This window comes from Arcanobacterium phocae, from assembly GCF_018913465.1.
Classification (GTDB): domain Bacteria; phylum Actinomycetota; class Actinomycetes; order Actinomycetales; family Actinomycetaceae; genus Arcanobacterium; species Arcanobacterium phocae_A.
Genome location: NZ_JABAPM010000002.1, coordinates 324,824 through 337,058, shown reverse-complemented (window position 1 = coordinate 337,058; position 12,235 = coordinate 324,824). Strand labels below are relative to the sequence as shown.

10 protein-coding genes are annotated in these 12,235 nt (G+C 48.9%); 3 read left to right on the top strand and 7 right to left on the bottom strand.

Annotated elements, in window-relative coordinates:
* Positions 1-77 precede the first annotated feature (77 nt).
* Together KSO86_RS04140 and KSO86_RS04135 are read right to left on the bottom strand one after the other, a co-directional pair.
* Positions 78-374 carry a hypothetical protein gene (locus KSO86_RS04140; protein WP_091282290.1) on the bottom strand — a complete coding sequence of 99 codons (297 nt, stop codon included), beginning with the start codon at positions 372-374 and terminating at the stop codon, positions 78-80.
* Positions 375-390: 16 nt separating this feature from the next.
* Positions 391-723 carry an ArsR/SmtB family transcription factor gene (locus KSO86_RS04135; RefSeq protein WP_216379746.1) on the bottom strand — a complete coding sequence of 111 codons (333 nt, stop codon included), beginning with the start codon at positions 721-723 and terminating at the stop codon, positions 391-393.
* 162 nt (positions 724-885) lie between these two features.
* On the opposite strand from KSO86_RS04135, the gene betT reads away from it, so the two are divergent.
* Positions 886-2,934, top strand: a complete 2,049-nt coding sequence (gene betT / locus KSO86_RS04130) for a choline BCCT transporter BetT (protein ID WP_216379747.1) — start codon at positions 886-888, stop codon at positions 2,932-2,934.
* A gap of 12 nt (positions 2,935-2,946) precedes the next feature.
* On the opposite strand, the gene KSO86_RS04125 is transcribed toward betT, so the two are convergent.
* The 3 genes from KSO86_RS04125 to KSO86_RS04115 all read right to left on the bottom strand — a co-directional run bounded on the left by KSO86_RS04125 (position 2,947) and on the right by KSO86_RS04115 (position 7,869).
* The gene (locus KSO86_RS04125) at positions 2,947-3,615 is read right to left on the bottom strand and encodes a deoxynucleoside kinase (protein WP_216379749.1); all 669 of its coding nucleotides are present in this window, start codon (positions 3,613-3,615) and stop codon (positions 2,947-2,949) included.
* Positions 3,616-3,741: 126 nt separating this feature from the next.
* Entirely contained in the window at positions 3,742-5,808 is a 2,067-nt protein-coding gene (locus tag KSO86_RS04120) for a cation:proton antiporter (protein ID WP_216431843.1), read from the bottom strand.
* Between the two features lie 105 nt (positions 5,809-5,913).
* A complete protein-coding gene (locus KSO86_RS04115) occupies positions 5,914-7,869 on the bottom strand; it encodes a SpaA isopeptide-forming pilin-related protein (protein WP_216431841.1) in 1,956 nt (651 codons plus the stop codon).
* A gap of 165 nt (positions 7,870-8,034) precedes the next feature.
* On the opposite strand from KSO86_RS04115, the gene KSO86_RS04110 reads away from it, so the two are divergent.
* The gene (locus KSO86_RS04110) at positions 8,035-9,255 is read left to right on the top strand and encodes an argininosuccinate synthase (protein WP_216378819.1); all 1,221 of its coding nucleotides are present in this window, start codon (positions 8,035-8,037) and stop codon (positions 9,253-9,255) included.
* Positions 9,255-10,649, top strand: coding sequence for an argininosuccinate lyase (argH, locus tag KSO86_RS04105; protein ID WP_216431839.1), 1,395 nt, complete (start codon positions 9,255-9,257; stop codon positions 10,647-10,649). Before KSO86_RS04110 ends, argH begins: the two co-directional genes overlap by 1 nt.
* A gap of 120 nt (positions 10,650-10,769) precedes the next feature.
* Here the strand turns inward: argH and KSO86_RS04100 are convergent, their stop codons facing one another.
* The gene (locus tag KSO86_RS04100; protein ID WP_216378821.1) at positions 10,770-11,768 is read right to left on the bottom strand and encodes an SRPBCC family protein; all 999 of its coding nucleotides are present in this window, start codon (positions 11,766-11,768) and stop codon (positions 10,770-10,772) included.
* Complete coding sequence (locus KSO86_RS04095) at positions 11,765-12,010, bottom strand: hypothetical protein (protein WP_216378822.1); 246 nt, start codon at positions 12,008-12,010, stop codon at positions 11,765-11,767. The genes KSO86_RS04100 and KSO86_RS04095 overlap by 4 nt, the downstream gene beginning before the upstream one ends.
* Between the last annotated feature and the right edge of the window lie 225 nt (positions 12,011-12,235).

Here is a 12,235-nt window from a genome sequence, read left to right as displayed (position 1 = left end):
TGAATGCAGAAAACAATAGCCGGGAATTCACTATGAGTGGATTCCCGGCTATTGTTTTATTGCTTCAGTGGTATGGCTCAGTGCTCGTCGTAGTGTTCGCCGTGGAGTGCATGGCGATGACCATCGTGGATGTAATCGACGTGGTCTCCGTGTTGGACAGCTTCGTGGCCGCAGCCCTCGCCGTGCTTGTGTTCGGAAACAGTGTGTTCGGCTACTGCTTCATGCTCGTCGTAGTGGTCACCGTGGAGGGCGTGATGGTGGGTGCCATGCACGTAATCGATGTGGTCGCCATGCTGGATAGCTTCGTGGCCACAGCCTTCGCCGTGCTTGTGTTCGGCTACGGTGTGCTCGGCGTGGAGATCGCTAATTGTCATTGTTGGCTTCTTTCTGTCATGCACGATGGTCATCGTGCGGATGGGGTAGGGAATAAGAATCCACTGATTCTTGAACATGGATGAGGGCATCTGCAACGACGTGTGCTACGTGCACATCAGCTACCTGATAGATCATCTCTTTCCCGTGACGGGTAGAGGTGACAAGGCCGACTGCTCGAAGTGTACGAAGGTGCTGGGAAACCAGCGGTTGAGACATATGTGCTTGCTCAGCAAGCGCGCCCACTCCGAGTGGTTGTTTATCGAGCAAAACGAGGAGCGCTAGGCGTGATTCGTTACCGAGTGCTTTGAAAAGTTCTGCTGCTTGTGGCAGTCCGTTCAGGATGTCCATGCCTTAATCATGACACATATATAAAAGAATTACAATATGTTTATTTAAGTAATAATGAGAGTCATTATATGTTCGGAGGCAAGCGCATAGCTGCACGTAGGGTTGGCACAGTGCTCCACGTGTGGTAAATCTAAGACGGATATGATGCTAGCAAGAACGGAAATGAGACGGGTGAACGCGACGCTTGAACCGAATCGGGCAATAGTAGTTAAGCGCAGAGTGTTTTGGGGCGCTGCATTGTCAATCGGAGCTCTAGTCCTATGGACAATTATTGGGCCAGAAGCTGCAGGGCATGTTCTGAGTGTAGTTACATTATGGATTGGCAGATGGTTCGGCTGGTTCTATATTTTATTAGGAACAGCGACAGTTGTTTTTGTTTTCTATATTGCGCTTTCTCGATATGGTGACATCCGCTTGTCGTCGTCAGACTCTCGTCCTGAATATTCGAATCTAGCGTGGGCGTCTATGCTCTTCGCTGCTGGTATCGGAACAGATATCTTATTCTTTTCGGTAGCAGAACCCGTATCACAGTTTATGAAACCGCCACAAGGTACACCGCAGTCGGTCACTGCTGCGGAACAAGCCCCTGTTTGGGCCATTTTCCATTATGGAATAACCGGCTGGGCAATGTACGCCCTGATGGGGCTGGCGCTTGGTTACTTCGCATACCGTCGTGGCCGCCCAATCGCGGCTCGCACTGCACTAGAACCCGTCTTCGGAGAAAAATGCATGGCTGGCATTTTCGGAGACATTGTTGATATTGCAGCCATTCTTGGTGCCGTTTTCGGCGTCGTAACAACCCTCGGAATCGGCGTCGTCCAAATCAACGTTGGACTCGAAATAATGTTTGGGATCCAACGAGGCCTAGTAACCCAAACTGTTCTAATATTCGTCGCCGTTTTGATGGCGATCATTTCGGCCGTGTCGGGTGTCTCGCGGGGGATACGTATTCTTTCGCAGATTAACGTTATTGCAGCGATCGTCCTAGTGGGATGGGTGCTGGCCACCGGGCGTCCAGAATTCTTGATGAACGCCATGGTTTCAAACATTGGTGATCTCGTAGCTTACTTCCCGCAGATGACGATGGATACGATGGCTTATTCTGATGTTGAAATCTGGAAGAACGCGTGGACGCTGTTCTTCTGGGCCTGGTGGGTGGCGTGGGCGTCATTTGTTGGAATGTTTTTGGCACGAATTTCTCGTGGCCGCACTATCCGACAATTTGTTTTTGGTGTAATGACGATTCCATTTCTTTATGTTGTGATGTGGATTTCTATTTTTGGTAACCGTGCGATCGACTATATTTTGCGCGCCGACGACGGGCCAGAATTTGCGCGGATTACTCTCAATACCCCGGAGCTTGGTTTTTATCATTTGTTACAGCAGGTTCCAGGTGGGACAGCGATTGTATTGCTTGCGACTGCTGTCGGATTCTTGTTCTATGTAACGTCTGCTGATTCAGGCGCCCTAGTAGTAGCAAACTTGTGTTCAGTTTTGCCATCGCCGACGACGGATGCGCGGCCGTGGTTGCGGGTATTCTGGGCGTCACTGACCGGAGTTTTAACTGTTGGGATGTTATTTGTTGGTGGGATACCTGCATTGCAATCGGCGACAGTCATCATGGGCCTGCCATTTGCTTTCGTCATCGCTTTAACCATGGTTGGTTTCTATAAGGAAATAAGCCGTGATAGAAAAACTATGAAAGCTCGTTCTGCAACCTACTCGCTTGGGATCGGTTCGTTGGCGGCAACGAGCTTTTCGCAGAGCGCTTCGTGGAAAGAACGTCTTGCACAATTATTTGGAACTGTGACCCCGCAACAAGCTCAAAACTATCTGGATCGAGTTGTTCGGCAGGCGTTAGAAGCAGTGGTTACTGAGATTGATAAACAGGGTGCTTATTCGGCGGTGGTCTCGGGCGACGATAACTATGTATATCCAGAAACAGATCGCGTTGTCTATGACCACCTAACATTACACATCACGGGTGCTCAAGGAGACTTCTATTATCGAACAATTTCTATTGATGGCCCAGCGATGGTTTATGGAACTCAAATCCCAACTGAGAATGACCGTTCTACTCGAATAGAAGTTCAGACAAGCTTAGATGAAGAGCCGTATGACATTATGGGATATTCTGCGGAAGCAATTATTTGTGATGTGATAAATCAGTTTGAACGGTTTATGCGTGACAATGAATTCGGCGAATTTTAGTATCGCGACAATTTAATCGCGAGACAGCGTCATATACTGAGCCGTAGGGTTAAATTGAAGCTTTTCCACCTGCTCAACGAGGAATTTGCGATCCTCGGCACGGAAGAAATCGAATTCGTCTGCGTTAACCATGAGTACTGGGGATGCTGAGTAGTGGTTGTGTACCCAATCGTCGTAACCCTCCCACAGGGTGCGGTAATAGGAAACAAGCTTCTCGTCTTGTTCGAAGTCGCGCCCACGAGCCCCGATGCGTTCCATAATCGTATCGAACGAGGCGTGCAGATAGATCATGAGATCCGGGGCTTTCTTCGGGAACTGCGCGATTTCCTTCATCATTTCATCAAGGATCTTGGCGTAAAGACGGAATTCCTCTGGAGAAATGCGACCCAAATCAGTGTTGACCTTTGCAAAATACCAGTCTTCGTAAATCGACCGATCCATAATCGCTGGACCACCAAATAGGGCACGCTTGATGTCCCGGTAACGCGACGTCAGGAACTCGAGCTGCAACAAGAACGGGTAACGCTTAAAGATCTGTTCTTCTTCAGACGCAGTGTAGAAAAGAGGGAGAATATCGTTGTCATCAACATTTTCCGTGTAAAGATCGATATTGAGGTCTGCTGCAACTACTGACGCAAGAGTAGTCTTGCCAACTCCGATCATTCCGCCGACAACTAGCATGATTCTCCTCAGCCAAATAGTAAATTAACCAAGGTTAATTTTATTCCCTTATGGGTGGTTGTGCTTTATCAATTGATGTGAAAAGGTCCGCAAATATAGTGTTTCTAATGTTTGTGTGGGCAATATTTAGTGGGTACCTAGGTCAGAAAGGTTCATCTGTAGCAGATAGATTTCATCGCGGAGCATTTGTGCTTCCTTCAATGTTATCTGACCGTCTTCACGTAGCTCTTGGATGCATCCTAACTCAAGACGGAGTGCCTCAACTTCTAGTAAATTTAGTTGTTCGCCCATTGTTCTGGATGGAGTTTCCGGGTCATGGGCTGTGTTTGATGCGTCTTGTGTTTCGGGTATAGCTGGATATTGTCTATGAGAAGATTGTTCTAGCTGGCGAAGCATGTCATTGTGTTCACGTAGCAGGAATTTGCGTACGTTTTCGGCATTCTCTGAATCAATAGTTGCGGATTCTAAAAATGAGATTGCAAACTTTTCGAGTTCTAATCGTGCATGGCGTAACTGCGCAACTGAGTCAGGGGCTTTATCGGAGCTGTGGTCATCAAGAAAGATCCTTATCCGGCTGGTGATAAATGCCCACATGCCTTTGATATTAAAGGCACCACTGCGACGATGCTTCATAACCTGCAACAGACGTTCTAACGTATGGTCTAGCGCATGGTGAGTAGCAACTGAAATCTCGTTCTGAGACAACATATCGTCAATAAATTCGCGTTGTCGGAAAATCAATTCCAACCGCAGTTGACGGTTTGCGGTAGCGAAGTCATCACCGGCAGTTAGCTCTGCAATTTCGCGTCGGTAACGGCTAACAAACAATGCCAGTGCAATGGGATACTGAGTCTCGAACTTAGTAGTCATTGATTTAATAAGGAGACGCAACACAGCTGCTCGTACGTCGTTCTCTCGTGTTTTTTCCTGTGCAGAGACCTGGAAAGGTGCCAGACGCGGGACAATAAAATTAGCAAGAAGAAGCGTAAACAAAATAATCCCTGATGCTAAGAAAATAAGCTCATCACGGATAGATTGACCGTGCGCGCCAATAATCCCGTACGGTAATGTGAACGCGATTGTGAGTGTGACAGCGCCTTTTGGACCACCCAACGTCGTCACTAAAGAAGGTAATAAAACACTGCGTAACGAAGGAAAACCAGGTAGCCCACCACGTTTCATGCTGATGAAATCGGCAATTACGATCCAAAGATAGCGCACGACGACAACTACTGCAGTGCCGGCAATGACCATTCCTAAGAGTGCTAGCGGATCTGCAGACTGTTCCCACGAATTTGTGACGATGCTTGGCAAATTCGAACCAAGAAACACGAAAACAACACCATTGAGGATAAAGCTGAGCACTTCCCATACTCCGGAAGAAACAAGTGATACCCGAGCTGTGTAAACCGTAGAAGGTAACGGCGCTAACGTGACTAATAATCCGGCACCAACCACCGCAAGAACACCACTAACATGTAATGACTCTGCAACGAGATAGATAGCAAACGGAGTGAAAATCTCGAACGTCACGTGGAACACGGTAGACTCCAAGCCCACACTGCGGACTGCACGAGTCACAGCTAGAACCACGACCCCCAAAACCAAGCCACATACAAGCCCGCCACCAAACGAGATAGCAAATGCCGTTGCCGCTTCACGGATGCTGAAAACTCCAGTAACTACCAGTGCTACCGCAAATTGGAATGAAACAATGCCGGAGGCATCATTGATAAGAGCTTCGCCAGATAATAAAGCTTTTTGGCGTTCGTTTAGTTTTGCTGTTTTTGCCAGTGCAGTAACAGCAACTGCGTCAGTAGGTCCGAGAGCTGCACCAAGTGTGAGCGCTGCGGCTAACGGGATAGTAGGGGATAGCCAATGGAGTACGAATCCGACTGCAAAGACACTTGCTACAACTAGTCCGATCGCTAGAGACAGAATCGAAGACATGTGGCGTGCTAACGATCGTTTTGAAACTTTACGCGATTCGTCGTATAAGAGCGGAGCAATGAAAAGTACCAGAAACAGATCGGCGTCGATCGTAAGGGCAAACGGTTCGCCAATAACTAAAGCCGCAAGCAATCCCATCGCAATTTGAATGAGTGGGAGCGACAATCCAGAAACTAACTGGTCAAGAACAGTCGACAATAAAATAACAGAAAACAGTAACAAGATAAGTTCAAGGGCCTGCATATCTTCTCCAATAGTCTACTGTTTGTTTATATTACCTGAGCATGAAAACGTGCGCTGTAGACTCATTTATTGTCCACAGCGCACGTTTGCACCAAAGGAAAGAGATTATTCCTTACGTGTTCTGATAGTTATTGTGGTAATGCCAATAGATCCAACACCGATTCCGAGTAGACCGAGCATCGCCAGCATGACAGAGTCTAGATCCATGCCTGTGATAGCAAGATGCGGTTTGGATTCTGGTTCTGGTTGTGGGTCCGGAGACGGAGATGGTTCTGGGTCTGGCTCAGGTTGTGGTTCCGGTTCTGGTTCTGGAGATGGTTCCGGTTCAGGTGCAGGTTTTGGAGTAACTGCATGCCACGGATCAGAATCCGAAACCTTTATATCGCGTACTACTGAAACTGCATGAATAGAAGCTATATCCTTGTGAAATGCTCCTAACTGTATGTTGGCGAGTTTGCCCTGGCAATAGATCTTTTCCCCAACCTCAAAACGAGCGAGCTCGGTCACTGTTATTGGTTGATCGTTGAGAGTACATTGAATATCGGCGACGCGTCCAGCTGTCTTTGGATCTGTTACATCAGTGAACTGTAAATCTTTTAATGCGATATCGCCGGTGTTTGTGATAACAAAGCCAACTGCTGTACCGGCATCCACATTTTCTAGAGGAATTTGGTAAGGATCTGCTTCGTCGTCGTGATCTCCAGGGATCAGGCCTTCATTGAGAGTGTACTTTTCAATATCAATCGTTGGGTGTACTAGGCGTGAATTTGTAATCGTCAACGCGTCCGTTTGCGTCGATTCGAAATTTTCTGGCACCCCTGGGATCCCCTGGGAGTCCACTTCGCGTACCGAGTAAACCCATGGGTGGCAGGAGCCATCCCGTTCTGGTAAATCGATCCAGGTCGCCGTCGTCGTCTTTCCCGTTAAGGTAGCCAAGGCTAGTCCTGGAACTGGCTCAGGATTTTGTCCATCAAGGTTTCGCATCAGCTGGAAAGAAATCCGTGGCGCAGGCATGGTGTCGAGATCTTTCCACACCTTCGTCGCAGTTTTCTCGCTGCCCTTTAGTTTGATACTCACAGTGTTCGAAGTGTTGACCATGTTGTCATCAAGCCAGACTTCTGCAGTATTTTCGATGGGTGATGTGTTCACCTGTGCATTCTGGTATTCGCTAGCAGCTGGACGTACATCAATTTCTAGCTTGAGGGTTCGTAAATCGATCTTTCCGAAGCCATTAGCTAATAACTGGGAGAAATCGGTAATCTCTGCTTTAACGAGAGCCCCCTGTGCGGTAGGAGTTTGCGATATCTGAACCGGGACAGTTGTTTTCATGCCTAATGATTCGACATAGCCGCGCGCGGCAATTACTTCCAGACGGGGACTGACCAAATCTTGGATACTGAAATTCGCATACGAGGTAGCAAGATCCGTTGAAGATAGGTAGACAAACTGCCAGTTGGCGTAAATCGAAAGTGGAGCACTCATCGTAAACGTCACTGGTTCAGCTAAATTATTGCCGTCGCACCGTTCGATTACTGTCTTGTCTGCAACGCTACTGATCTTAGCAATGTCGGGTTTGACAGGGAAATATATCTTGAATGGAGTTTTTCCTGGAACATGTGCGCCCGGAGCCGGGCCAGTGCCACCATTTTCGTTCTTTCCATCCATGAGTATTTCAAAAGCACCTGCCGGAGTTTTTGACACTGAGATGTTATGGGGTTTAGCAAGATTGATGACGCCGGCTGGCACTTTTTCGACCGTCAGTGTGTAGTTTCCTTCATTCAGATTATTGAATACTGCCCGGCCACTTGACGACGTCGTAACTTGGTGTTTAAAACCTGAATCGGGATCGGTAAGAACAAAGGTTACGCCAGAAAGAAGATCGTCAGCTTCGGGGAAAGCTACGCCGGTGTTGTCATGCTTGAAGGCGGACAGCTGCAATGTTGCCCCGGTAGCCGCGTGTGCCGGTAACGGTCTAGGCATGACTAGCATAGTGAACGCAAGTATCAGTGCAAAGAACATTGCGATAGGAATAGATAATCGGTTGCTTTGAGAGTGTTTCATAGCGGGATGCTCCCGAGTTGGTTGTAGAAAGTGAATATCTGTCCAATCTACCGGAAAACGACGAGGCGTGGTTCACAGTTGACGTTTGATGATGGTGACTCACTACCCTAAGTGTATAGTTATACGTAATAGCGCATAACTATTCTGAAGGGTTGGTTGAATAACATGACGAAAGAACGTATCCTCCTTGCTTACTCTGGTGGACTCGACACCTCGATAATTATCCCGTGGCTCAAGGAAAATTACGACTGTGATGTGGTTGCAATGGTCGGGCAAGTCGGAATTGGCGTTGATGACGATGCGTTGACGCGAAAAGCATTAACGTGTGGTGCTGAAAAAATATACATTGAAGACCTAGCCGAGGATTACATTGTTAACTACATCTACCCAAGTCTTAAAGCGCAAGCTCGCTACGAAGGAAGCTATCTTTTAGGCACCTCAACTGCACGTCCATGTATCGCCAAGCGTATGGTCGAGATTGCCCGCGCGGAAAACTGTACCGCCATCGCCCACGGATGTACCGGCAAAGGGAACGACCAAGTTCGGTTCGAACTTGCTATCAAAGCACTGGCCCCGGAGATGAAAATAATTGCACCGTGGCGGACGTGGGATATTACCTCCCGCGATGAAGAAATCGACTATGCGAACGCTCGTAACATCCCCGTGCCAGTTACCAAAGAAGACAACTATTCAATGGATCAAAATATTTGGCACCTCAGCCACGAAGGCATGGATCTCGAAAACCCGGAAAACGAACCCACCTATTCGGACTTACTCAACATTGTCTCCAGCCTAGAACAAGCGCCAGACCACGGCGAATACGTCGAAATCGAATTCGTCTCCGGTATCCCAGTTCAGGTTGACGATGTGACAGGCGACGTCGAGATGCTTACATACCTCAATGACAAAGCTGCTAAGCATGGCGTCGGCGTCATCGACATCGTCGAAAACCGGTTAGTGGGCATGAAATCTCGTGGCGTTTACGAAACACCAGGCGGAACTGTCTACTACGCGGCCCATCGGCAACTCGAACTCCTGTGTGTAGAACGCGACACCCTCCACTATAAAGATCTCGTTGCCCAACGCTTCGCTGACCTCGTCTACAACGGACAATGGTTCCATCCACTGCGCGAAGCCCTCAGTGCCTTCGTCGACAAAGCCAACGAAACCTTAACCGGAACTGTCAAACTCAAACTATATAAAGGCAACATCATTCCAGCAGGAACATCGTCACCGTTCTCGCTCTATGACGAAGCCCTGTCCACCTTCGATGAAGACGATGTTTACAACCAATCTGATGCCACTGGATTCATCAATCTCTTCGGACTCCCCACTCAAGTCGTGGCTCAGATGAAACAGCGCGCGGGCATGATGGAGGAAAAATAATGGCTGGCGCACTCTGGAGCGGGCGGTTCCAAAAAGCCACCGACGCAGCCGTCTGGGCAATGAATTCCTCGTTGAGCTTCGATAAACGGCTCTATGCACACGACATCGCCGGCAGTATCGCACACGCAACTATGCTTGCGCAGATTGGGATTTTGACGCCCGCCGAACTTGAAGCAATCACTGCCGGGCTCACCGGAATCAAAACAGACATCGACAGTGGTGCACTTGTTATTGGCGGTGCAGCTGAAGACATCCACATGTTCGTCGAAGAAGAACTCACTAAACGAATAGGGGATCCGGGAAAGAAGCTCCATACCGCTCGATCGCGCAATGACCAAGTCGCCACCGATCTCAAGCTCTGGATGCGTGACGAACTAGGCGAGATCGACTCACTCATCCAGCATCTTGTTGCCGTTTTTATTGAGGTAGCACAACGTCATGTGGATACAGTGATGCCTGGATATACCCATCTTCAACGTGCGCAACCTATTACACTTGCACACCATCTGATGGCTTATGTGCACATGTTTATGCGCGACCTTCAACGGTTGGGTGAAGCAAAGAAGCGGTTGAACTACTCGCCGTTAGGGGCGGCAGCGTTAGCGACAACGACGTATCCAGTAGACCGGGAGCTTACCGCGAAACTGCTGGGCTTCGATGGGGTGGCAACTAACTCGCTCGATGCGGTTTCGGATCGGGATTATGTGGTGGAAATAGCCAGTGATTTAGCCATTTTCATGGTGCATCTATCGCGGTGCAGTGAAGAAATCATTTTGTGGGCGAGTGCAGAGTACGGTTTTATCGAGCTCGATGATGCGTACGCCACTGGAAGCAGTATTATGCCGCAAAAGAAAAATCCGGATGTGGCAGAGCTGACGCGAGGCAAAACTGGTCGCGTTATCGGTGATGTCATGACACTGTTGACGATGATGAAAAACCTGCCATTGGCTTATAACAAGGATGTACAAGAAGATAAAGAGGCGATCTTCGATGCGGTTGATACCGTGAAGTTGTGTATTCCAGCATTCGCTGGGATGGTGGCGACGATGCGGGTTAATGCAGGGCAGATGCGGCGAGCGGCCGGTGGCGGGTTCACCAATGCGACTGATTTAGCAGACTATTTGGTAATTAAGGGCGTCCCGTTCCGTCAGGCGCACGAAATTACCGGCAAGCTTGTGCATCACTGCGTGGCTGAAAGTATTTGCTTGGAAGAGCTAGGACTTGAGGTGTTGCGCGAACACTGCGAGCTTATTGAAGATGACGTCTATGACTATCTTGATATCGCAAACTGTGTGGCACGCCGAGATGTCGTGGGCGGGCCGGCTCGGCAGGCTGTGTTGTGCGACGTGGTGGAAGTCAAGGAATGGCTTGAAAGCAGAAGCGGCGTTAGGTAAACCGGGCAATAGCGCAAACCTAGGCGTATATGGTCTCAGTTTGCGCTATTGCCAAGATTGGCTGTCGGATGCTCCGGTAGACTAACCGGAGCATCCGCTTTCGGTTTCCGAAATGCCGCTTTAGCTAGATTCTCTGCTAATTGATTGGCTGATCTGTTGTCCTTGCCAATGGTAAGCGAAGCGATATAGAGGATGTAGCACTCGACGACGTATCGCTCGCCAGCTTTTGGCTGAGGAAGGGATATAAGCGATAGAAATGAATAGCTGGGTACCGCCAGCAGCCGGTTCTAGTTCTATGCGTATGACTTGTTGGTTTGCACAGCGAATGTCAGGCAAGCTTAATTGCCATTCAATAGTTTGTTGTTTAGTGAAAGCGGTGAGCTTGGCGTGCATGTTGTGTGGCGGGGATTGCCTTGTTTTACGGTTAGTAGCTGGCCGTGATGATTGTATTTTCCAACTCGCGCCGATATCGAGCTTAGCCGGTGTGCTCATAACACTGGTTATTCCGGGCATCCAACGTGGCATGTTTGCCGGATCGGCAAGTAGCTCCCATATTCGGTCAATTGGTGCAGGAACGAAACTTTCTGTTGTTGTCGATAACTGGTGGTTAGCTAGCAGATGGTGGCTATGCTTAGGGCGGGTATCAGTCTCAGTTAAATGTTCAAAGTCATTCAGGCGCTCGATGATGTGCTCAGCGGATGTCCCTAAGCGGTGAAGGATCTGTTCGATAAATCCGCTTGGTTCTTGTACAAGTTCGCGGAGTAATGCGCTGGTTCCTTCTCGTTCCTTGTCTTTAGAGGCGCGCTGTATGATCTCCAATGCCGGTTCTGACCACGAGTAATTCGTTGTCTTTGGTAGGTGGGTGCTCGGGGTGGGCGGGCTGAGGTTTATTCCAAGAGAAGTAAGGTCATCAGCTTGCTGTGCCGCTACCGCATGGCGTGCTGTTTCTAATGTGATGCCGTAAGTTCGCAGTACTTGCCCGGCTACTTGTTCGTGAGCAGTGAGGGCTAGGAAAAGATGTTCGACACCGAGTGTTGATTGTTGAGAACGCGAAGCTTCGGCTATAGCGGTTTGAGTTAGTTTTTGGAGGGTGAGTAGGGATGCGGATATTTTACTCATCGTTGCCTCCGAGGAACTGGAATTGTTGGGTCGATCTTTTTTGCGTATTTGCGGTGAACCGCTTGTCGGGAAATTCCTAGACAAGCGGCGATATCTTGCCAGCTCATGCCTGCTTTGAGTCCGGCCTCAACCTGCGCTAGTTCTAACCGCTCGGTGAGGGAGCGCAAGGTGGCGACGGCGCGCAGGCCGGATTTTGGATCGCGCAGATCTGCTGCGACGTCGGTAATGCTTAAGGTATCCATGTTAGCAATATATGTTGCTAACGAAGTTCTGTCAACAGATGTTGACAAGGTGGCTGTTGGCGTAGCTTGTCTGGGTATTCAGATTATTTATATCTGTGCGTTACTCCCCTTCGCGTGGGGATAATAATGTCAGTTATGGTAGGGCACTAGTTAACTGCTCTACTGACTATTTTGACGCGGGATAAGTGCACCGAAGCGGGGTAAGTGCGCCGAATAAGACATAGG

Excerpts from the sequence above, each read along its gene's own strand:
- KSO86_RS04140 (WP_091282290.1), bottom strand. The coding sequence starts at position 374 with ATGACAATTAGCGATCTCCACGCCGAGCACACCGTAGCCGAACACAAG.
- KSO86_RS04135 (WP_216379746.1), bottom strand. The coding sequence starts at position 723 with ATGGACATCCTGAACGGACTGCCACAAGCAGCAGAACTTTTCAAAGCA.
- betT (WP_216379747.1), top strand. The coding sequence starts at position 886 with ATGAGACGGGTGAACGCGACGCTTGAACCGAATCGGGCAATAGTAGTT.
- KSO86_RS04125 (WP_216379749.1), bottom strand. The coding sequence starts at position 3,615 with ATGCTAGTTGTCGGCGGAATGATCGGAGTTGGCAAGACTACTCTTGCG.
- KSO86_RS04120 (WP_216431843.1), bottom strand. The coding sequence starts at position 5,808 with ATGCAGGCCCTTGAACTTATCTTGTTACTGTTTTCTGTTATTTTATTG.
- KSO86_RS04115 (WP_216431841.1), bottom strand. The coding sequence starts at position 7,869 with ATGAAACACTCTCAAAGCAACCGATTATCTATTCCTATCGCAATGTTC.
- KSO86_RS04110 (WP_216378819.1), top strand. The coding sequence starts at position 8,035 with ATGACGAAAGAACGTATCCTCCTTGCTTACTCTGGTGGACTCGACACC.
- argH (WP_216431839.1), top strand. The coding sequence starts at position 9,255 with ATGGCTGGCGCACTCTGGAGCGGGCGGTTCCAAAAAGCCACCGACGCA.
- KSO86_RS04100 (WP_216378821.1), bottom strand. The coding sequence starts at position 11,768 with ATGAGTAAAATATCCGCATCCCTACTCACCCTCCAAAAACTAACTCAA.
- KSO86_RS04095 (WP_216378822.1), bottom strand. The coding sequence starts at position 12,010 with ATGGATACCTTAAGCATTACCGACGTCGCAGCAGATCTGCGCGATCCA.